20 protein-coding genes are annotated in these 26,558 nt (G+C 71.0%); 10 read left to right on the top strand and 10 right to left on the bottom strand.

What is annotated here, in order from left to right:
- Positions 1 to 100: 100 nt before the first annotated feature.
- From gsmA to OWR29_RS10740, 6 genes are all read left to right on the top strand, one after another.
- Positions 101 to 1,264, top strand: coding sequence for a sporangiospore maturation cell wall hydrolase GsmA (gene gsmA, locus OWR29_RS10715; protein ID WP_267562473.1), 1,164 nt, complete (start codon positions 101 to 103; stop codon positions 1,262 to 1,264).
- A gap of 73 nt (positions 1,265 to 1,337) precedes the next feature.
- A complete protein-coding gene (locus tag OWR29_RS10720) occupies positions 1,338 to 3,656 on the top strand; it encodes an ATP-binding protein (protein WP_267562474.1) in 2,319 nt (772 codons plus the stop codon).
- Positions 3,657 to 3,689: 33 nt separating this feature from the next.
- Entirely contained in the window at positions 3,690 to 4,481 is a 792-nt protein-coding gene (locus OWR29_RS10725; RefSeq protein WP_267562475.1) for an aldo/keto reductase, read from the top strand.
- 43 nt (positions 4,482 to 4,524) lie between these two features.
- Positions 4,525 to 8,421: an ATP-dependent RNA helicase HrpA gene (hrpA, locus tag OWR29_RS10730; protein WP_267562476.1), complete on the top strand. Its 3,897-nt coding sequence runs from the start codon at positions 4,525 to 4,527 to the stop codon at positions 8,419 to 8,421.
- 75 nt (positions 8,422 to 8,496) lie between these two features.
- Positions 8,497 to 8,877, top strand: coding sequence for a DUF6401 family natural product biosynthesis protein (locus tag OWR29_RS10735; protein ID WP_267562477.1), 381 nt, complete (start codon positions 8,497 to 8,499; stop codon positions 8,875 to 8,877).
- A 103-nt stretch (positions 8,878 to 8,980) separates the two neighbouring features.
- Complete coding sequence (locus OWR29_RS10740; RefSeq protein ID WP_267562478.1) at positions 8,981 to 9,751, top strand: LamG-like jellyroll fold domain-containing protein; 771 nt, start codon at positions 8,981 to 8,983, stop codon at positions 9,749 to 9,751.
- A gap of 194 nt (positions 9,752 to 9,945) precedes the next feature.
- Here the strand turns inward: OWR29_RS10740 and OWR29_RS10745 are convergent, their stop codons facing one another.
- The 6 genes from OWR29_RS10745 to OWR29_RS10770 form a co-directional block, all read right to left on the bottom strand.
- A complete protein-coding gene (locus OWR29_RS10745; RefSeq protein ID WP_267562479.1) occupies positions 9,946 to 10,161 on the bottom strand; it encodes a hypothetical protein in 216 nt (71 codons plus the stop codon).
- A gap of 214 nt (positions 10,162 to 10,375) precedes the next feature.
- Positions 10,376 to 11,407 carry a cobalamin B12-binding domain-containing protein gene (locus OWR29_RS10750; RefSeq protein WP_267562480.1) on the bottom strand — a complete coding sequence of 344 codons (1,032 nt, stop codon included), beginning with the start codon at positions 11,405 to 11,407 and terminating at the stop codon, positions 10,376 to 10,378.
- Positions 11,404 to 13,089 (bottom strand): PP2C family protein-serine/threonine phosphatase, encoded by a 1,686-nt coding sequence (locus OWR29_RS10755; RefSeq protein WP_267562481.1) that lies wholly within the window; start codon positions 13,087 to 13,089, stop codon positions 11,404 to 11,406. The genes OWR29_RS10750 and OWR29_RS10755 overlap by 4 nt, the downstream gene beginning before the upstream one ends.
- An 86-nt stretch (positions 13,090 to 13,175) precedes the next feature.
- Positions 13,176 to 13,958: an exodeoxyribonuclease III gene (locus OWR29_RS10760; RefSeq protein ID WP_267562482.1), complete on the bottom strand. Its 783-nt coding sequence runs from the start codon at positions 13,956 to 13,958 to the stop codon at positions 13,176 to 13,178.
- A gap of 1,707 nt (positions 13,959 to 15,665) precedes the next feature.
- Positions 15,666 to 17,912, bottom strand: a complete 2,247-nt coding sequence (locus OWR29_RS10765) for a putative bifunctional diguanylate cyclase/phosphodiesterase (protein ID WP_267562483.1) — start codon at positions 17,910 to 17,912, stop codon at positions 15,666 to 15,668.
- A gap of 27 nt (positions 17,913 to 17,939) precedes the next feature.
- Positions 17,940 to 18,797, bottom strand: a complete 858-nt coding sequence (locus OWR29_RS10770; RefSeq protein WP_267562484.1) for a universal stress protein — start codon at positions 18,795 to 18,797, stop codon at positions 17,940 to 17,942.
- Between the two features lie 163 nt (positions 18,798 to 18,960).
- On the opposite strand from OWR29_RS10770, the gene OWR29_RS10775 reads away from it, so the two are divergent.
- On the top strand, positions 18,961 to 20,244 hold the full coding sequence (locus OWR29_RS10775; RefSeq protein WP_267562485.1) for a citrate synthase: 1,284 nt from the start codon (positions 18,961 to 18,963) through the stop codon (positions 20,242 to 20,244).
- A gap of 65 nt (positions 20,245 to 20,309) precedes the next feature.
- The gene (gene htpG, locus OWR29_RS10780; protein ID WP_267562486.1) at positions 20,310 to 22,139 is read left to right on the top strand and encodes a molecular chaperone HtpG; all 1,830 of its coding nucleotides are present in this window, start codon (positions 20,310 to 20,312) and stop codon (positions 22,137 to 22,139) included.
- Here the strand turns inward: htpG and OWR29_RS10785 are convergent.
- The 4 genes from OWR29_RS10785 to OWR29_RS10800 form a co-directional block, all read right to left on the bottom strand.
- On the bottom strand, positions 22,136 to 22,930 hold the full coding sequence (locus tag OWR29_RS10785; protein ID WP_267562487.1) for a PfkB family carbohydrate kinase: 795 nt from the start codon (positions 22,928 to 22,930) through the stop codon (positions 22,136 to 22,138). The two genes, htpG and OWR29_RS10785, sit on opposite strands and share 4 nt — an antisense overlap.
- Complete coding sequence (locus OWR29_RS10790; protein WP_267562488.1) at positions 22,927 to 23,334, bottom strand: EVE domain-containing protein; 408 nt, start codon at positions 23,332 to 23,334, stop codon at positions 22,927 to 22,929. The genes OWR29_RS10785 and OWR29_RS10790 overlap by 4 nt, the downstream gene beginning before the upstream one ends.
- Before the next feature lie 4 nt (positions 23,335 to 23,338).
- Entirely contained in the window at positions 23,339 to 23,494 is a 156-nt protein-coding gene (locus tag OWR29_RS10795) for a hypothetical protein (RefSeq protein WP_267562489.1), read from the bottom strand.
- 75 nt (positions 23,495 to 23,569) lie between these two features.
- Positions 23,570 to 24,427 (bottom strand): amidohydrolase family protein, encoded by an 858-nt coding sequence (locus OWR29_RS10800; RefSeq protein ID WP_267562490.1) that lies wholly within the window; start codon positions 24,425 to 24,427, stop codon positions 23,570 to 23,572.
- Positions 24,428 to 24,480: 53 nt separating this feature from the next.
- On the opposite strand from OWR29_RS10800, the gene OWR29_RS10805 reads away from it, so the two are divergent.
- Together OWR29_RS10805 and OWR29_RS10810 are read left to right on the top strand one after the other, a co-directional pair.
- Entirely contained in the window at positions 24,481 to 25,968 is a 1,488-nt protein-coding gene (locus tag OWR29_RS10805) for a DHA2 family efflux MFS transporter permease subunit (protein ID WP_267562491.1), read from the top strand.
- The gene (locus OWR29_RS10810) at positions 25,965 to 26,558 is read left to right on the top strand and encodes a TetR/AcrR family transcriptional regulator (protein WP_267562492.1); all 594 of its coding nucleotides are present in this window, start codon (positions 25,965 to 25,967) and stop codon (positions 26,556 to 26,558) included. Before OWR29_RS10805 ends, OWR29_RS10810 begins: the two co-directional genes overlap by 4 nt.

Genomic DNA, 26,558 nt, shown 5'->3' on the forward strand with positions numbered 1-26,558 from the left:
CGACACATCCGCAACGTGTGCGTCTCGTCGCAACTTGTCTGCACCCTGGCGCGCTCTTGCCTCGCAACGCCGCGCCGCCACCTTCTAACGGACGCCGCCCGTGAAGAAGGAGACGTACCAGATGAAGCAGTACGCCCGCCGGTTCGCCGGCCCGCTGCTCGTGTTCGCCGTTGGCGCCGGTCTTGTCGCCGCGCCCGGTACGGCGAACGCGGCCGCGGTCTCGGCCACGATCGACGTGCGCACCACGCTCAAGGTGCGGTCCGGGCCCTCGCTGGCCGACAAGGTGCTCGGGTCGCTGCGGGACAACCAGCGTGTCTCCACCGTCTGCTCGGTCACCGGCCAGAGCGTGCGCGGTTCCGTGCGTACGACGGCCCAGTGGGACAAGCTCAGCACGGGTGGGTACGTCACCCACGCGTACGTGCGCAGCAGCGCGGCCATCAAGCGCTGCGCGACCACGTCGCCCCAGGCCGAGGCCGTGAAGACCAAGCCCGGCAAGCCGATCGCCACGACGAACAAGGTCGGCACGGTCCGCAGCTCCGACGGCAAGGTCAACATCCGCTCGGGCCCGTCGACCACCGCGCCCGTGCGGCGGATCGTCGCCAGCGGCGCCAAGGTGACCGGCGTCTGCTACGTGTCCGGCTCGATGGTGGCCGGCACGGTCCGCACGACCGCGCAGTGGAACAAGCTCTCCGACGGCAACTACATCTCGCACGCGTACGTGTCGACGGCCGCTCTCAAGGCCTGCCCGGGCGCCGCCCCGGTCACGCCGGCGCCGGCCACCACCCTCACGCCGGAGCAGTTCATCAAGGCGGCCGTCCCCGGCGCGCAGCTGGGCTGGCGCGAGTACGGCGTCCCGGCCTCGGTGACCATCGCGCAGGCGATCCTGGAGTCGGGCTGGGGCCGCAGCGGCCTGTCGTCGGTCGACCGCAACTACTTCGGCATCAAGTGCCAGAGCGGCAAGTACGGCACGCTGGCCAACGGCTGCCACGAGTACAAGACGCAGGAGTGCACCAAGGAGGGCACCTGCTTCACCACGACGGCGACCTTCCGCACGTACGCCTCGATGGGCCACTCGTTCCGTGACCACGGCAACTTCCTGAAGGTCAACCCGCGTTACGCCCCGGCCTTCAACTACACCAAGAACGCCAACGCCTTCATCTGGAACGTGTGGAAGGCCGGCTACGCCACCGACCCGAACTACTACACCAAGGTCACCACGCTGATGGCGCAGCAGAAGCTGTACCAGTACGACACCTGGAAGTAAGAACACCGCGAGACCCCGCCCCCGTCGGCCGAACCCGGCCGACGGGGGCGATTTGCGTCTTATGCTGGCTTTGGTGAAGCCACGAGAGCCCTCGGAGGCCCGCCGCGGGCGCCTCACCGGTCTCTTGCTGGCCGGAGCTGTCCTGCTGGCCGGGCTCGCCGTCGTGATCTCGGTGTACGCCGTCATGCGGGGCGCTCAGCGTGAGAACGCCGAGCGCGTGATGGACCAGCGCACCGAGATGGCCCGCGCCGCCGTGCAGACCGAGACCGAGCGCTACCGGTCGCTGGTCGAGACGGCCGCCGCCGGCATCAGCACCGACGCCGGCCTGACCTGGGCCGAGTTCGACGCGGCGACGGCCCCGCTGGCCACGGCCAACCTGATCGGCGCGGCCTCGCTGGCCTACGTCGTCCCCGTCCGGACGAGCGACATCCCGGCCCAGCAGGCGCTGTGGCGCTCGCGGGGCGCCAGCGGGCTCGAGCTGCATGCCGCCGTGCCGACCGACGAGCACTTCTTCTCGATCTACACGCGTCAGCTGGCCGCGCAGGGCCGCCCGATGAACGGCCTCGACGTGGCGGCCGCGCCCGAGGCGGCGGCCGCCCTCACCGACGCCCGGCGCATCGGCCAGCCCAGTGTCTCCGACGCGTACGTGCTGCTGCGTGACCGCAATCTGCCGGCGGCCCAGCAGCAGCGCTCGTTCGTCTTCGCCGCGCCCATCTGGACGAAGGCCAACACGCCCCAGTTCCGCGGCTGGCTGGTCCTCGGCCTGCGCGGGCAGGACTTCCTCACCGGCATGCTGCGCACGGTCAGCCAGAACCAGCTCGACGGCGCGCTGCTGGCCACCAACCGCGACGGCCGGACACCGGTGGTCGCCGAGTACACCGTCCCCGGCCGCACCGACCTGGACCGTACGGCCGACCTGGTGGTCGCCGACCGCGGCTGGACCCTGATCACCCGGGCCGACGCCTCGCACCTGCCCGGCGCCTCGAGCCGGCTGCCGCTCACCGTGCTGCTGACCGGCATCGCCCTGGCCGTGCTGCTGGCCGGCCTCGTCTACGTGCTGGCCACCGGCCGGGCCCGGGCCTGGGCCAAGGTGCAGGAGGCCACGACCGACCTGCGCGCGGCCGAGGAGGAGAGCCGCCGCCAGGCCGGGCTGCTCGGCGCGATCATGGCCAGCATCAGCGACGCGGTCGGTGTGGTCGACGAGCGCGGAGCGTTCCTGCTGCACAACCCGGCCGCGCGGGACCTGCTCGGGGTGGCCGAGGACGAGAACGACCCGCAGGAGTGGCAGAAGCACTACGGCCTGTTCCGCCCGGACGGCCGCACGCCGTTCCCGGTCGACGAGACGCCGCTGATCCGGGCCCTGCACGGCGAGGCCTGCGACGGCGTCGAGATGATCGTCCGCAACGACCGGCGGCCGGAGGGGGTGCTGGTCAGCGTGGACGGGCGGCCGCTCGACACCAGCGCCGACCGGCACGGCGCGGTGGCCGTCTTCCACGACATCACCGAGCTGCGCCGCTACGAGAACGACCTGGCCGTGTTCGCCGGGGTGGTCGCGCACGACCTGAAGGCGCCGCTCACCGTCATCCGCGGGCACTCCGAGGCCGCTGTCGAAGACCTTCCCCCGGGTACGGGCGTGGAGCGCAGCCTGGAGCGGATCATCCTGGCCGTCGACCGCATGGCCGGGCTGATCGACACCCTGCTGGCCTACAGCACCGCCCGGGACGCCCCGCTGCGCCTCCGCCGGGTCGATCTGGGCGCCCTGGTGGCCGAGGTGGTGCACGACCGTACGGCTCACTTGCGCCCCGAGGACCACCCGGAGATCACCGTCGGCGAGCTGCCGGAGGTGACGGCCGACCCGGCGATGCTGCGGCACGTGCTGGACAACCTGATCGGCAACGCCCTCAAGTACGTGCGCCCCGGCACCGACCCGCGCGTCGGCGTCTCCGGCGTCACCGAGCACGGCCAGGCGCGGATCGAGGTGGCCGACCGGGGGATCGGCATCCCCGACGACGCCAAGGACGACGTGTTCGACCGCTTCCACCGGGCCCACGCCGAGGCCGGGTATGCCGGCACCGGCCTGGGCCTGGCCATCTGCAAACGCATCGTGGAGCGCCACGGCGGCGAGATCGGGGTGTCCGACAACCCCGGCGGCGGCACGCGCTTCCAATTCACCCTGCCGCTTCTGAAGGAGAACGAGATGAGAGCCGACCACGACGACGCCGCCACCCGGGCCGCCCTGGAACGGGCCCTGGCCGAGCGGGCCGCGATGGAGAACGCCCGGCTGCCCGGGCTGAGCGCGCTGCCCGCGGCCGACCCGTCGTCGCACGACCCGGCCGCGGCCCGGCTGCGGGCTCCCGTGCCCGACCACCATCCCCGCGCCGATCACGAGTAGTCGCCCGGCCCGCGGCGGGGCAGGATGAGAGTCATGACGATTCCCGCCCTGCCGCTGGGAAAGGCGGCCGACGGCACCCCGGTCGAGATGCCCCTGCTCGGCTTCGGCACCTGGCAGCTGCGCGGCGAGTCCGCGTACCAGGCCGTCCGGGACGCGCTCGAGGCCGGCTACCGCCACCTGGACACGGCCACCATGTACGGCAACGAGGCCGAGGTCGGCCGCGCCCTGAAAGACTCGGGCGTCCCGCGCGACGAGGTCTTCATCACGACCAAGCTGCCGCCCGAGCGGGCCGGCAAGGAGCGCCGCACGATCGAGGCCAGCCTGCGCGACCTCGGCGTCGAAGCGGTCGACCTGTGGCTGATCCACTGGCCGCCGCACCGCGGCCGCTCGGTGAAAGTCTGGCAGGCGTTCATCGAGGCCCGCGAGGCCGGGCTGACCCGGGCCGTCGGCGTCAGCAACTACGACAACGGCCAGATCGACGAGCTGACGGCCGAGACCGGCCAGACCCCCGCGGTCAACCAGATCCGCTTCGGCCCGGCCTTGTACGACCCGGCCGTCCTGGCCGCCCACCGTGAGCGCGGCGTGGTCCTCGAGGGCTACAGCCCGTTCAAGACCACCAATCTGCACGACCCGGCCCTGACCCGCATAGCCGCCGCCCACGGCGTCGACCCGGCCCGCGTCGTCCTGCGCTGGCACATCCAGCACGAGATCGTCGTCATCCCCAAGTCCAAGACCCCGGAGCGCATCGCCCGCAACGCCGACATCACCAACTTCGTCCTCACCGACGAAGAGATGCGGGCGATCGACGCCCTGGGGCGGCGTTAATCACCAGGCGTTTGCGGCAGGATCCGCCTATTCTTGCTGCGCGATGTCGACAACAACTGCTCTGCCGGAACTGCGTAAACGCCTGGCTGACCTCCTGCCGCGGGACGAGCGGCGCCTCGGGCGCCGTCTGGAGGGGACCCGGCGCATCAAGGACGAGGCGGCCCGGGCGTCCGCGCTGGCCGAGATCTCGGCCGAGATCGAGAAGGCCGCCGGGCGCGTGGCCGCCCTGGTGGCGAGCGTGCCGCCGATCAGCTATCCCGAGTCGCTGCCGGTCAGCCAGCGCAAGGACGACATCCTGGCCGCCATCCGCGACCACCAGGTGGTCGTCGTGGCCGGTGAGACGGGGTCGGGCAAGACCACGCAGATTCCCAAGATCTGCATGGAGCTGGGGCGGGGCATCCGCGGGCAGATCGGGCACACCCAGCCGCGGCGGATCGCGGCCCGCACGGTCGCCGAGCGCATCGCCGAAGAGGTCGGGCGGCCGCTGGGCACGACCGTGGGCTACAAGGTGCGCTTCACCGACCAGGTCAGCGACGACACCATGGTCAAGGTGATGACGGACGGCATCCTGCTGGCCGAGATCCAGAACGACCGCAACCTGTACCGGTACGACACGCTGATCATCGACGAGGCCCACGAGCGCAGCCTCAACATCGACTTCATCCTCGGCTACCTGCGCGAGCTGCTGCCCCGGCGGCGCGACCTCAAGCTGATCATCACGTCGGCCACGATCGAGACGCAGCGGTTCGCCGAGCACTTCGCCGACGCCGAGGGCAAGCCGGCCCCGGTGATCGAGGTGTCCGGCCGTACTTTCCCGGTCGAGACCCGCTACCGGCCGCTCGTCACCACCACCGAGGACGACACCGAGGAGCCGCAGGACCAGGTCGACGGCATCGCCGACGCCGTGGACGAGCTGGGCCGTGAGGGCGACGGCGACATTCTCGTGTTCCTGTCGGGCGAGCGCGAGATCCGCGACACCGCCGACGCGCTGGGCAAGCGGAACCTGCGCAACACCGACATCGTCCCGCTCTACGGCCGGCTGTCGGCGGCCGAACAGCACAAGGTGTTCGAGCGGCACTCGCAGCGCCGGGTCGTGCTGGCCACCAACGTCGCCGAGACGTCGCTGACCGTGCCCGGCATCCGCTACGTCATCGACCCGGGCACCGCGCGCATCAGCCGCTACTCGCACCGGCTCAAGGTGCAGCGCCTGCCCATCGAGCCGGTGTCGCAGGCCAGCGCCAACCAGCGCAAGGGCCGCTGCGGGCGCGTGGCCGACGGCATCTGCATCCGGCTCTACTCGGAGGAGGACTTCGAGGCCCGCCCCGAGTTCACCGAGCCCGAGATCCTGCGGACCAACCTGGCCAGCGTCATCCTGCAGATGACCAACCTGGGCCTGGGCGACCTGGCCAAGTTCCCGTTCATCGACCCGCCCGACCGCCGCAACATCACCGACGGCGTGAAGCTGCTGGAGGAGCTGGGCGCGCTCGACGACCGCAAGCTCACCCCGCTCGGCCGTCAGCTCGCGCAGCTGCCGGTCGACCCGCGGCTGGCCCGCATGGTCATCGAGGCCGACCGGCAGGAGTGCCTGGCCGAGGTCATGGTGATCGCGGCCGCGCTGTCCATCCAGGATCCGCGTGAGCGCCCCACCGAGAAGCAGCAGCAGGCCGACGAGAAGCACGCCCGGTTCACCGACAAGGAATCGGACTTCTTCAGCTACCTCAACCTGTGGCGTTATCTGCGCGAGAAGCAGCAGGAGCTGTCCGGCAACCAGTTCCGGCGGCTCTGCCGGAGCGAATTCCTCAACTACCTTCGCGTACGGGAATGGCAGGACATCTACGCGCAACTGCGCCAAGTCGCGCGTACCCTCGGACTGTCTCTCGTGGAGGACAGAGAAGACGTCGCCGAGGGGCAGCACGTGCACACCGCCCTGCTGTCGGGTCTGCTTTCCCACATCGGGCTCAAAGAGGGCGACAAGCGCGAATATCTCGGCGCCCGCGGGGCCAAGTTCGCCATCTTCCCCGGCTCGGCGCTGTTCAAGAAGCAGCCGCGCTGGGTGATGTCGGCCGAACTGGTCGAGACGAGTCGCCTGTGGGGCCGGGTGAACGCCCGCATCGAGCCCGAATGGGCCGAGAAACTGGCTCCCCACCTGGTGAAACGCTCGTACAGCGAACCGCACTGGGAAAAGAAGCAGGGCGCCGTCATGGCGTACGAGAAAGTGACTTTGTACGGCCTGCCGATCGTGCCGCGGCGCAAGGTGGGCTACGCCAAGGTCGACCCGGTGGTGTCGCGCGAGCTGTTCATCCGGCACGCGCTGGTCGAGGGCGACTGGGACACCCACCACAAGTTCTACGCCGAGAACGCCAAGCTGCTGGCCCGGATCGAAGAGATCGAGAACCGGGCCCGGCGCCGCGACATCGCCGTCGACGACGAGACGGTGTACGCCCTGTACGACGCGCGCATCCCGGCCGACGTGGTGTCGGCCCGGCACTTTGACGCGTGGTGGAAGAAGGCCCGGCGCGACCAGCCCGAGCTGCTCACCTTCACCCGCGAGATGCTGGTGAACGCCGGCCGCGACGCGGTCGACCCCAACGCGTACCCGGACGCCTGGCTGGCCAACGGGGTGCGGCTGCCGCTGACGTACGAGTTCGAGCCCAACACCCAGGCCGACGGCGTCACCGTCGAGGTGCCGATCGCGCTGCTCAACAAGCTCGACCCGGACGACTTCGGCTGGTCGGTGCCGGGCTTCCGCCGCGACGTGGTGATCGCGCTGATCCGGGCCCTGCCCAAGGCGTTGCGCACGAACTTCGTACCCGTGCCGGACTGGGCCGACGCCGTGCTGGGCACAGTGCCGGCGCGCCGTGGGCCGCTGCCCGACGCGATCGGCAACGAGCTGCGGCGGCTGACCGGGACCATCGTGCCCCGCGACGCCTGGCGCCCGGACGAGGTGCCCGACCACCTGCGGGTCAACTTCCGGATCGTCGACGACGGCAAGGTGGTGGGGGAGGGCCGCGACCTCGAGGTGCTGCGGCGCTCGCTGGCCCCCAAGGTGCAGCAGACGATCTCGAAGGCGGCCGGCGACATCGAGCGCCGGGGGATCACCACCAACGACTTCGGCCTGCTGCCCCGGCGGGTCGTCCAGGTGCGCGGCGGGTACGAGGTCAACGTCTTCCCGGCGCTGGTCGACGAGGGCGAGAGCGTCGCGATCAAGGTCTTCGAGACCGAGGCCGAGCAGCGGACGGCCATGATCGCCGGCACCCGGAAGCTGCTGTTGCTCACGCTGCCGCCGGCCGCGCGCTACCTGCAGGGGCGGCTGGACAACCAGGCCAAGCTCGAGCTGACCCGCGGCAACCCGTACCGGTCGATCGCCGAGCTGCTGGACGACTGCGCCGGCGCGGCCGTCGACCGGCTGGTGGCCGACGCGGGCGGGCCGGTGTGGTCGTCGATCGAGTTCGCCTCGCTGCGCGACACCGTGCGCCAAGACCTCGTCGACGCCGTGGCGAACGTGGTCACCCAGGTGCGGCAGGTGCTGTCGACGGCGTACGACATCGAGCAGCGCCTCAAGTCGCAGCGCAACCCGACCCTGCTGCCCGCCCTGGCCGACATCCGTCAGCAGCTCAAGGGTCTGGTGCACGCCGGCTTCGTCACCGAGACGGGCTGGCGCCAGCTGCACCACCTGCCGCGCTACCTGCGGGGCATGGTCTACCGGCTCGACCGGGTGGGCGGCAACCTGGCCCGCGACCGCCAGCTGATGGCCCAGATCCACGAGATCGAGTCGGAGTTCCGCGAGCTGAAGGAGCTGGGCGCGCCCGAGGAGGGGCTGCGCGAGATCCGCTGGATGATCGAGGAACTGCGGATCAACTTCTTCGCCCAGTCGCTGGGAACCGCCTATCCGATATCGGACAAACGGATCTTCAAGGCCATGGACCAGCTCCCCGTGTAGCGCGCTCGTTGGCGCTCGGGTGCCGTTCGGTTACCCCCCTGTCGCGGGGCTTCCGGAGGCCCTAGCGTTCTGGCCATGACGAACGAATTCCTCGCCTTCGCCCCGATTTCCGCGCTCGTTCCGGCCTCGCCGGCGACCGGCCTGCTGGACGAGATGATGGCGCGGGTGGGCGTCGACGGTATCGTCGCCGCGCTCGCCGACCCGGGCCTGCTCGCCCTGGTCGACCAGCACGCCGCCGCCGTCCGGGACGCCCTCGAGTCGGCCGGCCGGGACGCCGACGCCGACGGTCTGGCCGGGTACGCCCGCGCGATCGTCGCCGGCGCCCGCCGCATGAGCCGCGGGCTGCCCGAGCCGGGCCAGGCCCCGGACGCTCCGGCCGAATGGAAGGCGGCCGACTGGCACCTGCTGCGCCTGGTCGCCATCTGCATGATCGCCGAGGAGAACGGCGTCCTCTGACGTTCCTGGGGCTTCGGGCGGGTCTGTCCCACTTTCAGGCTCGCCCGAAACGCCTATAGGGGTGTGTTGCGGCGAAATCGGTCAATACGCCAACCTAGTACGTATGAAGCTCGCCCTCGCGCTCGTCGCGATCACCGGCCTCGTCGTTCCCGCCGCGCCCGCGGCCGCCGCGCCGACGCCCACCCCGGCGACGACGACGCCGCCCGTCGCCGCCCCGGCCACCGCCCAGCTGGTGGCCCGCTGGACCTTCGACGCCGGCGCCGTCAACGGCCGCGTGGCCGACGCCTCGGGCCGCGGCGGCCCCGCGCTCACCACCCGCTCCGCCGACCAGGGCGTGCTCCGCTTCGACACGGCCACCCCGAGCGGCCGCTACGTCTCGTTCCCGACGGCCTGCGCCGGCAACGCCGCCACCTGCCCGCGGGCGCTGCTGGAGACGCCCAGCATCGCCAACCTCAACCCCGGCACCCGCAACTTCCGGTGGTCGGCTCGCATGCTGACGATCAAGACGCAGGTCACCGGCTCGGCCAACATCATGCAGAAGGGCGTGGCCGACACCACGAGCCAGTGGAAGATGCAGGTCGGCAAGACCAATGGCAAGGCGCAGTGCGTCATCGTCGGCGCCGGCTCGCCCACCGTCTACATCGCCCGCTCGTCGGCGTCGGTGGCCGACGGCGCCTGGCACAAGATCGTCTGCCAGCGCCGGGGCACCGCGCTGCAGGTCTGGGTCGACGACAAGCTCGGCGGCCAGGCCACCGTCCCGGCCACCCTCTCGATCAGCAACACGCTGCCGCTGCGCATCGGCGGCCCCAACTTCAAGACCAAGACCGACATGTTCCACGGCCGCCTCGACGACGTCTACGCCGAGCTGGGCTGATCCTTTTTCCCGTACGCGATGAGGCGCCCGAGCCTGGCTCGGGCGCCTCATCCGGTTGGTTCCGATCGGCGCGTCACGCCTTCCGGTCGGCTCTCGTCGCGCCTCGCGGCGGCCCAGCTGCGCCGTTGCTTCGGGGTGGCCTGGCTGCGCCGTCGCTTCGGGGTGGCCTAGCTGCGCTGTCGCTTCGGGGTGGCCTAGCTGCGGCGGAAGGCGTAGGAGCGGCCGCCGCCGGCGCCGGCCGCGCGGCCGGCGCGAGCCTGCTCGGAGCGTTGGCGGGCGGCCTGCCGTTCGTCGCCGGCGCCGTGGTGCTTGGCTTCGGGCTCGGACTTGCGGCGGGCTTTGCCCGGGAGGGCGAGCTCGCTGAGGACGGGAGCCTCGGGGAGCTGAACGGTGAATCGTTGGCCAGGCATGCGGACCTCCTCTGAGCCCTGCTCAGGACAGGGCGAGGTGCGGTGGAGCCGGGGAAGAGAAAGCGTGACGCTCCGGATGTCGGGCACGGAGGCGGCTCCACGGCGGACAACCCCGCCGGAGCACCCGGAACCGAGCACGGTGGACGGCCGCAACGGCCGGGAGCATCAGATGCGCATGGGACAGACACTAGGCGGCCGCTGGAAGCCGCGCCAGCTATTTAATTTCGGCTGCTCCGGCGTCGAGGATGGCTGAGGCCCGAGGGTAATCGCGGAGCTGTGACCGTACGGAATCGAGACCGACCCGCAACGCCACCGCGGGAACGCCGCGGGCCTGCAGCACGCTGTTGGTCCAGGCCACGAAGTCGGTGAAGATCGGCGTCTCGCTCACGTAGAGCGCGGCCGCCAGGAAGTCGACGATGTGAGCCATGTCTTCGGCTGTGGAGTCGAGCTGGCGCTGGTTGTACTCGCGCATCGCCGGGTAGGCGTCGGTCAGCCGGCTCATCGCGGTGCTGATCAGCTGGCCGCGGTTACGCACGACATACGTGTATTCGTCGTCGCCCAGGAAGGCCGACAGCTGGGGATCCTGGCCGTGCGGCGGCCAGTTGCGGGCCAGGCGGCGCACCGCCTCCTCAGCGCCGGCCGCCCAGGCGTCCGCCCCCAGCACCTGGGCATAGCGGCCGCCCGGCCCGAAGCCCCGCCCGCCCGCGATGACCGGCACCCCGGCCGCCCGGCAGGCTGTGATGGCCGCGTGTGCCCGGGGCAGCCGGGTGGCGATCATGCAGCTCAGCGCGACCACGTCGGGGCCGGTCTGGTGCAGGTGGGTGATCAGGTGCGGGCCCGGCACGTTGGCGCCCAGGAAGTCGACCCGCCAACCGTCCAGACGAAGCATCTCGGCCAGGATGCGGGTGGGCAGCGCGTGCCACTCCCCGTCGACACAGGCGATGGTCACCCGGCCCCGCGTGGGCCGGACGTTCGTACGGGCCGCGACCGCCGCCAGGGCACGCTCGCTGATCGCCGTGGCCGCGTGCTCGCGGGCCACCGACCACTCGTTGGCCGCCCACAGCTCGCCCACCCGGGCCTGCGTGCCCGCGATCAGCTCGGTCATGATCCGCTGCGGCGCCACCCCGTCGTCGAGCAGGGCCGTGACCACCTCGACCGCGCCGTACTCGTCACCGTCGCCGACCAGGCGCAGGAACTCGTCGGCCAGCCCCGGGTCGTCGATCGAGCGCCGCGGGACGACGCTCACGAGCGCTGCCGCACGCGCCGGTCGCCGCGCCGCGCGTCGATCGCGAACGGCGACTGGTTACGGGAACCGTTGCGCAGGCTGAGCTGGGCCCGGGCCGGGGCGCGGACGGCCAGCATCGCGATGTCGTCTCGGGTGCCGCCGTGCACCCAGTCGCTGACCAGCTGGCGCACCCGCTCGACGGTCGCCACCCCGGGCATGCCGCGGCACTCGGCCAGCGCGTCGTGCAGCCGGGCCTCGCCGAACTGCTCGTCGCCGGTCGGGCCGCCCCGCGCCTCGGTCAGGCCGTCGCTGTAGAGCAGGCACAACTCGCCGGGGGCGAGCTCGACCTCGGCCGGACGCACCACCGTGCGCGGCACCGCCCCGATCAGCGTGCCGCTGGTCGGCACCTCTTCGACCGTGCCGTCGGTCCGCAGCACCAGCGGCGGCGGATGGCCACCGGTGGCCAGGTTCAGCCGTACGCGCCCGTGCTCGCCGCGGCTCACCGAGCCGACCACCATCGTGACGAACCGGTGCTGGCGGCCCGACTCGAGCAGGGCCCGGTTCAGTACGCGCAACATCTCGTCCGGCGCGGCCTCGACCAGCCGCAACGCGCGCAGCGTCTGACGCACCTTGCCGGTCAGCACGGCCGCCTCGGGCCCCTTGCCGCACACGTCGCCCAGCGCGATCACCGTGTCGGGGCTGTTCTCGGTCGGGCCGAACACGTCGTAGAAGTCGCCGCCGATCCGCATCGTCTCGCGGGCCGCCTGGTACGAGCCGACCAGCTCGATGCCGTCGGGCTGGGGAAGCTCAGGCGGCAGCAGGTCGGCCTGCAGCACGGCGGTGGTGTCGACCTGCTCGCGGTAGAGCCCGGCGGCCGAGATGGCGGCCCCGGCCCGGGCCGCGAAGATGCGGGCCAGGATCTCGTCCTCGGGGCCGAACTCGGCGTGGTCGCCCCGGCGGGCCAGGATCAGCGCGCCGGCCGGCTCGGCGTTGCCCGGCAGGGGAGTGACCAGCAGCGCCCCGATCGGCCCGAAGCCGGCGGGCAGCAGCCACTCGGGCGCCTGAGACGCGTCGAGCCACTTGCTCGGGATGGGCGGGAAGCCGCCGAGCGCCTCGACCAGACCCGGCACCTCGGCCAGCGCCTGCTCGCGGAGCACACCCTCTTCGGGTGACTCACCGGCGACCAGCCGCACCCACTGGGCCTGACGGCGGTTGACCGGCAGGACGACCATCGCGGCGTCGGCCAGGTGGGCCACCGCGAGTTCGGCCGTGATGCGCGTGCAACGGCCCTGATGCAGCGAGGAGGAGAGCCGGCGACCGGCTTCGGCCAGGAACGCCGTACGGGCGCGTTCGGCCCGCAAGGCATCGGCCCGCGCCACCTCGTCGGTGCGGTCGCGCAGATACCAGCCGTAGTGGTCCGGCCCGAGCATGCGGCGCTGACCCTGCAGGTGGCGGCCGTCGTAGAAGTCAGTGAACGAGTCGTCACCGGCGGCGAGCGCGCCGGCCATACCCGCCAGCGGACCGTCGACGGCGGTGCCGCCCGCGACCAGACCCGGCACCAGCGTCTGAGCAGCCGAGTTGACCATCAAGATGGTGTCGCCGGCCGCGTCGCACAGCACCACCGCCTCGCTGGCGGCGTCGAGCGCGGCCCGGAGCAGAGTTGTCAGCTGTTCGCCGGTCGAAGCCGGCGATAGCGCTGTCATGGTCCCTCCCGTCTGTCCCCGCCCAACACGATCTCCAACCCCAGACTACGTGCTCACGGGCTCGACGGCCGTGCCCAGGTGGTTGATCAAGGGGCGCCCGCGCCAAGATCGACCACGATCGGGGCATGATCGCTGGGCCCCTTGCCCTTGCGCGCCTCGCGGTCCACCACCGCATCTGCGACCCGGTCGGCCACCGACGGCGTCGCGTACACCAGGTCGATCCGCATCCCCTTGTTCTGATGGAACATCCCGGCGCGGTAATCCCAATAGGTGAACGGGTGGTCCCCTTTCAGGGGCCGCCCCACGATGTCGCGCAGTCCGAGCGCGCGTATTTCGGCCAGCGCGTCCCGCTCGGGCGCGGTCACGTGAGTCGACCCCACAAAGACCTTCGGGTCCCAGACGTCGTCATCCGTGGGCGCGACATTGAAGTCGCCCGCTACGACCAGCGGCCCCTTCTCCACCTCGCCCGCAAGCACCGTGCGCAATGCGGCCAGCCAGCTGAGCTTGTAGACATAGTGCGGGTCGTCCGGCGTACGCCCATTGGGAACGTAGATCGAATAAAACCGGATGCCGTCGCAGAGAGCGCTGATGGCCCGCGCCTCCGCCTCCGGATAGCCCGGTTCCCCGTCAAAACCGTGCCGTACGTCGTCCAGCCCGACCCGCGACAGCAGGGCGACCCCGTTCCAACGCCCCTGCCCGTACGCGGCGGTCTCGTACCCGAGCTCCCGGACCTCAGCCTCGGGAAACCCATCGGCCGCGACCTTCGTCTCCTGCAGGCACACGACGTCCGGTTTGGTGCCGTCCAGCCACTCCAGCAGGCGGGGCAGCCGGGCCTTGACCGAGTTGACGTTCCACGTAGCGAAGCGCATCCACCCAGCCTGCTACATCAGCCGCCCGCCCGCCTCCTGCCACCCCGCAAGCCGCCGCCGGACGACCCCGAGCGGCGCTTTGTTGCCGATGCCGTGCCTGGGGGACGAGCGGGCGTCCGGCGTCCTCGAGCGGCCGGCCGAGGCGAGCGGGCCTGCTCGAACGCCGGAGAGACCGGTAGAAGGGATTTGCGGCGCGGACAGCGCTCAGGGTGAGGGTGTGGCGCGGACTGCGCTCACGGCGAGAACGCGGTGCGGGCCAACGCTTAGGTGGGGATGTGGCGTGGGCAGCGCTCAGCGCGAGGATGCGACGCGAGCGGCGCTGAGGGTGAGATTCGGACGCGGACAGCCCTCAGCACGAGGATGCGGCGCGGACAGCGGCGATGCGGCGCGGACACGGCGCGGACAGCGACCAGGGCGGGGATGCGGCGCGGACAGCGACCAGGGCGGGGATGCGGCGCGGACAGCGACCGGGGCGGGGATGCGGCGCGGACAGCGACCGGGGCGGGGATGCGGCGCGAGCAGCGCTCAGAAGCAGCCCAGATTCCCGAGCGGACGTGCTGGGGACACCTCGCGCAAGCGAACGGTGTCGTCCCGGCCCGCGGCGAGCCTCAGGGCCGGCGGGTGGCGCGGGTGGCGGCGAGCAGCGCGACCGCAAGGCCCGCAGTAAGAACGAGAAGCACCGCGACCATCCAGACCACAGCCCCCTCGGAGCCCACCAGCGTCGCCATGCCGTCTCCCTTCCGCCATCAAACATAAGCCGAATGTGATCCGCGTTACCAGCGAACCCGGCCAGCGAATAATGCCTGACTCCCGCACGCGATGCCAGTTCGCACCCGCGCGTTGTTCAGCATCCGATCACCGACCCCGCCCACCCCACCCCAGACGCCCGAAAAGCGAACTTCACCCACCCCGCAAGATCGGCAGCCGTCGCGCACGTCCATCCCCAGCGCCGGCAGTTGAGCATGGATCGTCGAACCGGGGCATGCGTGGCGGTTCGGCCGCACACCGCTGGACCGGCGGCGCAGTCGGGAACCGGCCGAGGCAGCCTAGCCGCCGCGGGTGGTCTCGGCCCGGCATCCGAGGGTGGACGAGCGGATCGTGCACTGACCGGCTCCGCGAGGGCGCCACTCCGATGGCTGTCGCCGCTGAGCTGGGCCGACTCCGTCCTGCAACCGGTCCACCAGCGGCACCCCGGCCGAACGATCCACCCATTCCGCCGCGTTGTTCAGCATCCGCTCACCGACCCGCCCACCCCAAACGCCCCAAAAGCGAACTTCGCAGGATCGACAGCTCTCGCGCGTGTCCATCCCGAGCCCGCCGCCCGCCCAGGGGAATAGGAAGGGAAGGTAGCGCCATGTCAAGCGCACGGAGGACGGTTGTCCACAACTGCGTGCGCGGACGCCGGCGGATGGAGTCCGTTGCTGGTGCCGGCCTGTGGACAAGCGACAGCGAGGGCGCGAACCCCGCAGTCCGGCGGCGTCCTCGGCAGCGTTGCCGCCTGGACCAAAGGCGGCTGGACCAAAGGCGGCTGGACCAAAGGCGGCTGGACCAGAGGCGGCTGCACCAAAGGCGGCTGGGCCGGGGCGGCTGGGTCAGAAGGGCTGGGCCGGGGCCGCTGGACCAGGGCCGCTGGACCAGGGCCGCTGGGCCGGGGCGGCTGGGCCGGGGCGGCTGGGCCGGGCTCGGCTGGGCCGGGCTCGGCTGGAATCAGTCGGGGCGGTCGTGGCCGGCCAGGGCGGCCGCGTTCTTGATGTGCCAGTGGCGGGCGAACTCGGCCGGCGGCACGGCCGGCCCCCACAGCCAACCTTGACCCCTGGTCACGCCCACGTCGGCCAGGGCGTCTCGTTGGACTCTGGTCTCTACGCCCTCGGCGATGACGCTCAGGCCCAGCGCGCGGCAGAGGGAGACGATGGCTCGGACTATCTCGTCGTCCTCGGTGCTGCTGCCGAGGCCGGTGACGAAAGAGCGGTCGATCTTGATGCCGGTTACCGGGAAGCGGCGCAGGTAGCCCAGGGCCGAGAATCCCGTGCCGAAGTCGTCGATGAGGACCTGGCAGCCGAGTTCGCGCAGCTCGAACAGCACGCGGCCGGCCACTCCGGTCGAGTCGACCAGCACCGACTCGGTCATCTCGACGGCCACGCAGCGGGCCGGCACCCCGTACGTCTGCATCTCGGCCGCCAGCACGAGCGGCAGGTTGGGGTCGAGCAGCTGGCGGCCGGATACGTTGACCGAGACGTAGAACGTGTCGCCTACCGTGCCGTCGGTTCGCCACTCGCCTACCTGGCGCAGGGATTCCTGGCGCACCCAGTCGCCGATCGCGCCGATCAGGCCGGCGTCCTCGGCGATGGGGATGAACACGGCGGGGCTGATCGGGCCGCGCTCGGGGTGGGTCCAGCGGACCAGGGCCTCGGCGCCGGCCGGGACGCCGGGCATCAGGTCGACGATCGGCTGGTAGGCCACGCTGAGCTGGTTCTCGCCGAGCGCCTTGCGCAGCGCCACCTCGAGGTCGATCCGTTCGCGCACCTGCGCGTGCATGGCGGCGTCGAAGATCGTGCAGCTGCCGGGTCCCTCGGCCTTGGCTCGGTACATAGCCGTATCGGCGTCGCGCATTAGAGCATCAGAGGACGTTGGCAGTAGAGCAGCGGGCGAGGACGCCATGCCCATCGAGCAGGTGATCGTCAGCTCGGTGCCGCGCACGGGGAACGTACGGGAAAAGCAGTTACGGACCGCGTCGGCGAGCGCGTCGGCCTCGGCCTGGCCGCCCACCGTGGCCAGCATGAATTCGTCGCCGCCGAGGGCGGCCACGGGCACCGCCGGCGGGACCGCCGCGCGCAGCCGCTCGCCCACCTCGATGAGCAGCTGGTCGCCCGTGTCGTGCCCCCAGCCGTCGTTGACCAGCTTGAACGCGTCCAGGTCGAGCAGCAGCACCCACACCTGGCGGCCGTCGGCGAGCATGCGGGTGATCTCCTCGCCCATCATGTAGCGGTTGGGCAGGCCGGTCAGGGCGTCGTGCATCGCCTGGTGCACCGCCCGCAGCTGGGCCGCGGCCTGGGACCGTACGGCGCTGACGGCCCGGGCGATCAGCAGCGCGACGATCACCAGCCCGGCCAGCGCGATGGTGGCCCGCTCGGCGGTCGAGTCGAGCAGCGTCAGCAGCACGAACGGGCTGGCCAGGGCGGGCGCCAGCACGGCGATGCGGCGGGCCGACCAGGCCTGCACCGGCGGGCGGGCGGCCAGGCCGAAGCGGGTCACCGAGGGGTGCAGCGCGGTCACGCCGACCAGTACGAAGCCGAGCAGGAAGGGGGCGTCGAACAGCGGCGAGGCGTACGTGATGCCGTTGGCCCCGACCACCGCGTACGCCGTGTCGCCCACGAACATCGAGGTCATCGCGCACATCAGCGTGATGAGGCTGACCGGCCAGGTGGTGGCGGTGAAGGTCAGGTTGATCAGCAGCATCAGCACGACCACGTCGAACAGCGGGTACAGCCCGGCCACGAACGAGACGGGTTCGGGCCGGTCGGAGATCTCGGCGGCCGGCGCGGCCAGCAGCAGGCCGACGACCAGAGCGCCGGCTACGCAGACGATCAGGCCGTCCAGCACGGCGTTGCGGTCGATGCTCTGCCGCTGCCGCAGCATGGTGGTGAGGAAGGCGCACAGCATGGCGTAGCCGCTGATGGTGGCGCAGTCGGCGAGCAGCGGCCACAGCCCGGGCAGATCTTCCACGGCCGGGCGCAGCAGCACCCCGGCCAGGCAGCCCAGCACCGCCCCGCCGAGCAGCAGCCAGGCGCCGGGCGGTTCGGCCCGGTGCCGGCGCGGCCCCGCGAAGCAGGCCCACACCGAGCCGCCCGCGACGACCAGCATGCAGGCAGCGTTGACCACGGGCGACACGTTGACGGTGTAGACGACGGTCGCCAGCAAACCCAGCGACGCGAAAAGCCGCCAGTTCCTGGTCATCTCTGTTCATGTCGGACGATGGCGCCGCTAGCTGAGCCCGCTTTGTCCAGACAGTTGGGGCAGCCGGGGAGCGGGCGACGGCACGCTGGGACCGTGGGCGAACAGCGTAGGGCTGGCCGCCCGGCGCAGCACCGCCCGGGCCACCGACCCCAGCAGGCCCACGTCGTTCGTCCCGCGCGGCCCGAGCACCGTCACCCGGGCCCGCGCCGAGGCCCGTACGATGGCCGCCGCCGGCGCCCCGGTGAGCAGCCGCAGCTGGTAGTCGACCAGTTCGGGCACGGCCTCGACCGCCCTCTCCAGGATCTCGCGCCCCGCCGCCTCGGCCGCCGGCCCCGGCTGCTCGACCACGTGGGCGACGACCACGCCGACGTTGCGGCGGGCGCCCTCGACGGCCGCCTGGCGCAGCCCCAGCAGCGAGCAGTCGGACCCGTCGACCGCGGCCAGAATCGGCCCGGCCTGGGGCCGCGGCCCGCGCGCGACCAGCACCGGGCACCAGGCCCGGGCCACCGTCTGCACCAGCACCGAGCCGGTCGGCAGCCAGGGCAGGGTGGCCAGGTCGTCGTCGCCCAGCACGACCATCTCGGCGCTGCGGCTCAGGCGCAGCAGCACCTGGTCGGGCAGCCCGTCGACCAGTTGACCCTGCACCCGGACGCCGGGTGTGGAACGCTGGGCGGTGGCGACGGCCGCGTCGACCACTTGTGAGGCGGCCCGCCGGGCCCGGTCGTAGTGCTGATCGAGGCGGGGGTGCGACCAGGTGAAAGCGTGCACTATCCGAAGTTCGCGACCGCGTGACACGGCTTCGCGGGCGGCCAGCCGCACGGCGGCCAGGCTCGCGGAGGTGCCGGTGACCCCCACAACCACAGGAGACGGACTCGGAACGGGCATTGGCTTGCACCTCCGCGTTCGACTACAACCATTATCTATACAAGAGCGCCACTCTTCGTGATCAATCCCTCAGCAGGGATCCGCCTGATGACCCATTCAGGTTGAGGGTTTACGGTGAACTACAAAATTTGTGGGACATCTGCCGGTGAAGTGAGGGAAATACATGACGGATGTCAAGCTCGACCACCCTGGCGGGCAGCTGTCGATGCCGGTACGCGAGGCGGTCGAGGGCCCGGGCGGCATCGACGTCAGCGCCCTCCTCAAGGAGACCGGCTTCGTCACCCTCGACCAGGGTTTCGTCAATACTGCCTCGACGACGTCGACGATCACCTACATCGATGGTGACGCCGGCATTCTCCGCTACCGCGGTTACCCGATCGAGCAGCTGGCCGAGCGGTCGTCGTTCCTCGAGGTGTCTTACCTCTTGATGCACGACGAGCTGCCCACCCCCCAGCAGCTCAAGGATTTCGCCGACAAGATTCGTGTGCACACCCTCCTGCAGGAGGAAATGCGCACGTTCTTCTCCGGGTTCCCGCGGGACGCGCACCCGATGGCCGTCGTCTCGTCGGCCGTCACCGCGCTGTCGACCTTCTACCAGGACGCGCTCGACCCGCTCGACCCCGAGCAGGTCGAGATCTCGGGCATCCGCCTGATGGCCAAGCTGCCGACCATCGCGGCCTACGCGTACAAGAAGTCGATCGGCCACCCGCTGCCGTACCCGGACAACAGCTTCGACTACGTCGAGAACTTCCTCCGGATGACCTTCGGCCTGCCCACGGTGCAGTACGACGTCGACCCCAAGGTCGCGAAGATCCTGGACATGCTGTTCATCCTGCACGCCGACCACGAACAGAACTGTTCCACGTCGACCGTGCGGCTGGTCGGTTCGGCGCAGGCCAACCTGTTCGCGTCGGTCTCGGCCGGCATCAACGCGCTGTCCGGCCCGCTGCACGGCGGGGCCAACGCGGCCGTGCTCGAGATGCTCGAGCAGATCCGCAAGGACGGCGGCGACGTCAACTCCTTCGTCACGCGAGTGAAGAACAAGGAGAAGGGCGTCAAGCTGATGGGCTTCGGCCACCGGGTCTACAAGAACTACGACCCGCGGGCCGCCATCGTGAAGAAGGCCGCGCAAGAGATGCTGTCGACGCTCGACCGGCCCGACCCGCTGCTCGAGCTGGCGTTCCAGCTGGAAGAGATCGCGCTCAGCGACGACTACTTCGTCTCGCGCAAGCTCTACCCGAACGTGGACTTCTACACGGGCCTCATCTACAAGGCGATGGGCTTCCCGACCAAGATGTTCACGGTGCTGTTCGCGCTCGGCCGGCTGCCCGGCTGGATCGCGCAGTGGACCGAGATGATGAACGACCCGGCCAACAAGATCGGCCGCCCGCGTCAGCTCTACACGGGCTCGCCCGAGCGCGAGTTCGTCGCGATCGACAAGCGCTGACCGGATCGAACGAAGTTTCAACGCCCCGCCGGAGATCCGGCGGGGCGTTTTCGTAACATCAGCGCATGGAGACGTTGGAGTTTCAAGCCGAAGCCCGGCAGTTGCTGCAGTTGATGGTCCACTCGATCTATTCGAACAAGGACATCTTCCTGCGCGAGCTGATCTCGAACGCCTCGGACGCGCTGGACAAGCTGCGCCTGGCCACCCTGCAGGACGGGCTCGAGGCCGACGCCTCCGACCTGCACATCGAGCTGGAGGCCGACCCCGAGGCCCGTACGCTGTCCGTGCGCGACAACGGCATCGGCATGACCCGCGACGAGGTCGTCGAGCTGATCGGCACGATCGCCAAGTCGGGCACGGCGGAACTGCTGACCAAGCTGCGCGAGGCGAAAGAGAGCCCCGAGCTGATCGGCCAGTTCGGCGTCGGTTTTTATTCGACCTTCATGGTGGCCGAGAAGGTCACGCTGCTGACCCGCAAGGCCGGCACCGAGGGGCACGGCACGCGCTGGGAATCGACCGGCGAGGGCACGTTCACCATCGACGACGCGGCCGACGCCCCGGTCGGCACCACCGTCACCGTCCACCTGCGCCCGAAGGACGAAGAGGACGCGCTTTACGACTACACGGACACCGGGAAGATCCGTTCGATCGTCAAGAAGTACTCGGACTTCATCTCGTTCCCGATCCGGATGGGCGAGGACACGCTCAACTCGATGAAGGCGCTGTGGGCGCGGCCGCGCTCCGAGGTGTCCGACGAGGAGTACCACGAGTTCTACCGGCACATCAGCCACGACTGGTCGGAGCCGCTCGAGATCATCAACATGCGGGCCGAGGGCACCTTCGAGTACGAGGCCCTGCTGTTCCTGCCGTCCCGGGCCCCGCACGACCTGTTCCAGCGCGACGCCCGCCGCGGCCTGCAGCTCTATGTCAAGCGCGTCTTCATCATGGACGACAGCCGCGAGCTGATCCCCGACTACCTGCGCTTCGTCAAGGGTGTGGTCGACGCGGCCGACCTGTCGCTGAACATCTCGCGCGAGATCCTGCAGCAGGACAGGCACATTCAGATGATCCGCCGGCGGCTGGTCAAGAAGGTGCTGTCGACGGTCAAAGACCTGATGAACAACGACGCCGAGAAGTACGCGACCTTCTGGCGCGAGTTCGGCCGGGCGGTCAAGGAGGGTCTGCTCAACGACCCCGACAACCAGAAGGCCATCCTGGACGTGGCCACCTTCGCCTCCACCGCGGGCAGCGAGCCGACCACGCTCACCGCCTACATCGAGCGGATGAAGGAGGGTCAGGACGAGATCTACTACCTGACCGGCGACAGCCGCTCCCAGGTCGAGAACTCGCCGCACATGGAGGCGTTCCAGGCCCAGGGGTACGAGGTGCTGATCCTCACCGACCAGGTCGACGAGATCTGGGTCGAGGCGGTGCCCGACTACGACGGCAAGAAGCTGCAGTCCATCGCCCGCGGCTCGGTCGACCTGCCCAAGGACAAAGAGGAGCCGGAGCCCGAGGGCGACTTCGCGCCCCTGCTGACCTACCTCAAGGAGCAGCTGACCGAGCAGGTCAAGGACGTCCGCCTGTCGCACCGGCTCACCACCTCGCCGGCCTGCCTGGTCAGCGACACCGACGACATCACGCCGGCGCTCGAGAAGATGTACCGGGCGATGGGCCAGGAGGGCCCGCGGGTCAAGCGGATCCTCGAGCTCAACCCGAACCACCCGCTGGTCGGCGGTCTGCGGTCGGCCCACGAGTCGCGGGCCGACGACCCGGCGCTGCCCGAGACGGCCGAGCTGCTGTACGGCACGGCGCTGCTGGCCGAGGGCGGCGACCTGGAGGACCCGGCCCGTTTCGCCAAGCTCCTCGCGGACCGCCTGGCCCGCACGGTCTAGAGGAAAGCCAGCCACTCCCGGGCGCCGGGGTGCGTCACGCGCACCCCGGCGACCCGGATCGCTTCGGCCAGCGCGGCGTCCATCGCGGACTGCTCGTGGAGAGCGAAGGCGAGCGCGCCGTGGAACGCGTCGCCCGCGCCCGAGGTCTCGACAGCGTCGACCGGCGGCACCGTAAGAGATCGCGAGACGCCACCGGAGGTCCAGGTCACCGGGCCGGGGCCGTGGGTGACGACCACATGTGGAGCGTCGACTGCGTCGGCCGGATGGCGGAACGCGGCCGAGCACGCGACGACCTCGGCATACGGGAAAATGTCGGCGAAGACCGGGCGCCACGATCCCGCGTCCACCACCAGGCGGCGGGCGGACTTCGCGGCGGCGACGGCGAGCACGGGATGGTGGCCGTCGATCAGCGTCAGCTCAGCGTCGGGCAACCCTTCCCCTGGCACGGCGACCTGGAGCTCACCGGCATTGCGGCTGATGATCGTGCGTTCGTGGCCGGCCACCACGATACTGGACACCGGCGGCGGAGCTCCGGATGAGGCGGCCGCGTCGATCACGAGTACGCCATGGTTTCGCAGGTCGGAGCGGATCAGCTCGCCCAGCGGATGCGAGCCGATCGCGGTGACCAGGGTGACCGGCGCGCCCAGCGCCGCCGCCGTGACCGCCGCGTTGGCGGCCGGACCGCCCGCCGCCACCTCGAACGCGGTCGCTTGCGCCTTCTCGTCCGCGCCGGGAATCCGATCAACCCGATAGATGAGGTCGACGGTGGCCAGCCCGACGCAGAGGATCATTCCGCGACCGCGCGTTCCGCCGCACCCCGGACGGTCGTGGCGGCCGGCTGACTGTCCGGCGGCACGCGGTCGACAACGGCCTGCCACTGGGCCGGGGTGAGCGGGAACGGGTTGCTGCCGCCGGCCATGCGCAGCACGAGCGCGTCGCGGAACCGCTCGTCGGCCCGCAGCGTGTCGCGGGGGATGGGCCGGCCGGTGAACATGCGCGCGAAGTCGACGGTGATCACGCCGTCGTGCGGGCCCTCGGTGATCGTGCCGACGGCCGCCACCCCGCCGCCGCGGCCGCTGTGCCGGAGCGCCACGCCGTCGCCGACCGTGATCAGCTCGCGGTAGCGGCGGACCGTCCAGTCGCCGCTGCCGCAGATGCCGCGGGCCGGATTGTGCTGCAGGAGCCAGAACGCCATCGGGTCAGTTGGACAACTCGCGCAGGAAGACGCCGATGTTGCGGAACACCTCGGCGATGCCGTCGCCGATGCCCTGGGCGATCTCCGACGCCGGCCCGGGGTTGGTGCCGATGTAGAAGATGATCAGGATGAGCACGATCCAGCCGAGGGCCTTCTTCATGGGACCGGCTCCTTTCCCGGTGCGGGCGTCTGCCTACATGATCGTGGCATGCCCGCGCACGCCTTTCGCGCACCTTCACCCGCGCGGCGCGAACAGGGCACGCGCATTTGCCCAGCAGACGGCCCGGAGCCAGTCGTCTCCGAGCTCCAGCCGGGCCAGTGACTCCAGCTGGTGCTCGTACGGATACGGAATGTTGGGAAAGTCGCTGCCGAGCAACACCTTGCCGCCGAGCCCGAGCTCCCGCAGACGCGGTCGCAGTTCCCGGGGGTACGGCGCCATCTCCTCGAAGAAGTCGGTGAACGCCATCGTGGTGTCGAGCCGGACGTTCACGTAGCGCTCGGCCAGCTCGAGGAACCCCTCGTACTCGGGTGCGCCCGCGTGCGCGATGATCACGCCGAGCCGCGGGTGCCGGGCCAGCACCTCGCCGATCGGGCCGGGCCCGGTGAAGCCGGCCGCCACTGGTCCTGATCCGGCGTGCACCACGACCGGGGCGCCGGCCTCGGCCAGCAGACCCCACACCGCCTCCAGCTGTTCGTCGCGCGGGTCGAAGCCGCCCACCTGCAGATGCAACTTCCAGATGCGGGCGCCACGGTCAAGAGCTTCTTGCGCGTACGCGGTCACGCCTGCCTCGGGGAAGAAGGTCGCACTGGGCAGGCAGCCCGGGGTGCGCTCGGCGAAGGCGAGCGTCCAGTCGTTGAGGTCGGCCGCCATGTGGGGGCGATGGGCGTACGCCAAGGCGCTGAACATCGTGACGCCGAGCCCGCGCAGCGTGTCGACGCGTTCCTGCTCGGAGCCGCGATAGGTGATCGGCCAGGGCCGGCCGATCAGCGGCCCCGCCTGGTCGAAGTGGTGCCACACGCGGCGCTGCATGCGCGGCGGCAGGAAGTGCGTATGGACGTCGGCGAGCCCCGGCAGACCCCAGCGTTCGATCACCCCGCCAGTCTATGCATTGACAGTCACTATGAAATGACAGCTACTATCAAATTATGCTGACTTCCACTTCTCGTTGGTACGCGCTGGCTGCCCTCGCCTTGAGCACGCTGGCTGTCGCGCTCGACACCACCGTGCTCAGCGTCGCCCTGCCCACCCTCGCCCGCGATCTCGGCGCCACCACCGGCGACCTGCAGTGGTTCACCACCGCCTACCTGCTGGTGCTGGCGGCGGCGCTGCTCCCGGCGGGCCTGCTCGGCGACCGGCTCGGCCGCAAACGCCTGCTGATCGGCGCGCTCGTGCTGTTCGGCGTCGCCTCGGTGGCCTGCGCCTACGCGCAGACGTCGGGCCAGCTCATCGCCGCCCGGGCGGTGCTCGGCCTGGGGGCCGCGGTGATCATGCCGCTCTCCGGAGCGGTGCTGACCGTGCTCTTCCCGGCCGGTGAGAGCACCCGGGCCATGTCGATCTGGGTCACCGCGAGCGCGCTCGGGATCCCGCTCGGGCCGCTGCTGGGCGGCTGGCTGCTCGACAACTTCTGGTGGGGCTCGGTCTTCCTCATCAACGTGCCGGTCGTGGTGGCCGGGGTGCTCGCGCTGACGCTGTGGCTGCCGGAGTCGCGAGGGCCGCGGGCCCGCATCGACCTGCCGGGTGTCGCGCTCTCCGCGGCCGGGCTGGTCGGGGTCACGTACGGGATCATCGAGGCCGGCGAGCGCGGCTGGTCCGACGCGCGGTCGCTGATCACCCTGGCCGCCGGGGTCGTGCTGCTCGCCGCCTTCGTGCTGTGGCAGCGCCGGGCGGCCCACCCGCTGGTCGACCTGGCGCTGTTCCGGAACCGGGCCTTCACCGGCGGGGCGGTGCTGGCCACGGTGGCCAGCTTCGCGATGCTCGGGTTGCTGTTCTCGCTGCCGCAACTGTTCTCGGCGGTCGGCGGGCACGACGCGTTCGGCTCGGGGCTGCGGCTGCTGCCGGTGATCGGCGGGCTGATCGTCGGCGCCCGATCGGCCGAGAAGCTGGTCGCGCGGTTCGGGGCCCGGCTGGTGATCGCGGGCGGGCTCGGGCTGATCGCCGTGGCGTCGCTGCTGGGCATGCAGACCACGGCGAGCACCGGCTACGGGTACATCGCCGTCTGGATCACGATCACCGGGGTCGGGCTCGGCTTGTCCATGCCGCCGGCGCTGGCCGCGGCCCTGGGCGCGCTGCCGCCCTCGGGCAGCGGGGTCGGCAACGCGCTGCTGCAGGCGATGCGGCAGGTCGGCGGGGCGATCGGGGTGGCCGTGCTGGGGACGGTGCTCAACTCGGCGTACCGGTCCCGCGTGCCGGTCTCGGCCGGGGACAGCGTCACGTCGGGGGTGGCGGTCGCTCGGCGGACTGGCGACTCCGAGCTCCTGGCCACGGTGCGGGAGGCTTTCGCGTACGGGATGGAAAGGTCTCTGCTTGTCGCCGGGGCGCTCGCCTTGGTGGGGGTGGTGCTCGCGCTGGTCGTGCTGCCCAAGCGCGCCGCCACCGAGCCGGAGCCGGAGGTGCTGGCAGAATCGCTGGTATGACCTCAGGGCTGCGCGAGCGGAAGAAGGCCAAAACGCGGGCGGCCATCCGCGACGCCGCGATGCGCCTGTTCACCGAGCAGGGCTACGCCGCGACCACGGTGGAGCAGATCGCCGAGGCGGCCGAGGTCTCGCCCAGCACGTACTTCCGCTACTTCCCGACCAAGGAAGACGTCGTCCTCACCGACGACTACGACCCGCTGATCGTCGAGGCGATCCGCAACCAGCCCGCCTCGACCCCGGTGGTCGAGGCGGTGCTGCAGGGCATGCGCGACGTCTTCGACGGCTTCACCGAGGAGGAGTGGATCAGCGAGCACCGCCGCCAGGCGTTGTTCCGGGTCGTGCCCGAACTGCGGGCCCGGCAGCAGCAACAGACGCTGGACGCGGTCGACATGCTCGCCGGCGTGATCGCCGAGCGCCTGAACGTGCCCGCCGACGACGCCGGAGCCCGCGCCCTGACCGGCGCCCTGGTCGGCGTGATGCTGGCGTTCCTCTATCCGCACAATGAGGCCGGCTTCCACGCCGACGACTTCGACCGGGTCCGGACGGCCCTGATCAGCGTGCGGGAACACCTGGCGCCGCTCGAGCCCTGA

Origin of the sequence: Paractinoplanes pyxinae, assembly GCF_026626335.1 — a bacterium.
In the GTDB taxonomy this organism is placed as follows: Bacteria; Actinomycetota; Actinomycetes; order Mycobacteriales; family Micromonosporaceae; genus Actinoplanes; species Actinoplanes pyxinae.

Coding starts and splice junctions, on each gene's coding strand:
- OWR29_RS10745 (WP_267562479.1), bottom strand. CDS start 10,161: ATGCCTGGCCAACGATTCACCGTTCAGCTCCCCGAGGCTCCCGTCCTC.
- OWR29_RS10725 (WP_267562475.1), top strand. CDS start 3,690: ATGACGATTCCCGCCCTGCCGCTGGGAAAGGCGGCCGACGGCACCCCG.
- OWR29_RS10785 (WP_267562487.1), bottom strand. CDS start 22,930: ATGATCCTCTGCGTCGGGCTGGCCACCGTCGACCTCATCTATCGGGTT.
- OWR29_RS10765 (WP_267562483.1), bottom strand. CDS start 17,912: ATGACCAGGAACTGGCGGCTTTTCGCGTCGCTGGGTTTGCTGGCGACC.
- OWR29_RS10770 (WP_267562484.1), bottom strand. CDS start 18,797: ATGCCCGTTCCGAGTCCGTCTCCTGTGGTTGTGGGGGTCACCGGCACC.
- OWR29_RS10735 (WP_267562477.1), top strand. CDS start 8,497: ATGACGAACGAATTCCTCGCCTTCGCCCCGATTTCCGCGCTCGTTCCG.
- OWR29_RS10760 (WP_267562482.1), bottom strand. CDS start 13,958: ATGCGCTTCGCTACGTGGAACGTCAACTCGGTCAAGGCCCGGCTGCCC.
- OWR29_RS10740 (WP_267562478.1), top strand. CDS start 8,981: ATGAAGCTCGCCCTCGCGCTCGTCGCGATCACCGGCCTCGTCGTTCCC.
- OWR29_RS10775 (WP_267562485.1), top strand. CDS start 18,961: ATGACGGATGTCAAGCTCGACCACCCTGGCGGGCAGCTGTCGATGCCG.
- OWR29_RS10810 (WP_267562492.1), top strand. CDS start 25,965: ATGACCTCAGGGCTGCGCGAGCGGAAGAAGGCCAAAACGCGGGCGGCC.
- OWR29_RS10790 (WP_267562488.1), bottom strand. CDS start 23,334: ATGGCGTTCTGGCTCCTGCAGCACAATCCGGCCCGCGGCATCTGCGGC.
- OWR29_RS10755 (WP_267562481.1), bottom strand. CDS start 13,089: ATGACAGCGCTATCGCCGGCTTCGACCGGCGAACAGCTGACAACTCTG.
- hrpA (WP_267562476.1), top strand. CDS start 4,525: ATGTCGACAACAACTGCTCTGCCGGAACTGCGTAAACGCCTGGCTGAC.
- OWR29_RS10805 (WP_267562491.1), top strand. CDS start 24,481: ATGCTGACTTCCACTTCTCGTTGGTACGCGCTGGCTGCCCTCGCCTTG.
- OWR29_RS10795 (WP_267562489.1), bottom strand. CDS start 23,494: ATGAAGAAGGCCCTCGGCTGGATCGTGCTCATCCTGATCATCTTCTAC.
- htpG (WP_267562486.1), top strand. CDS start 20,310: ATGGAGACGTTGGAGTTTCAAGCCGAAGCCCGGCAGTTGCTGCAGTTG.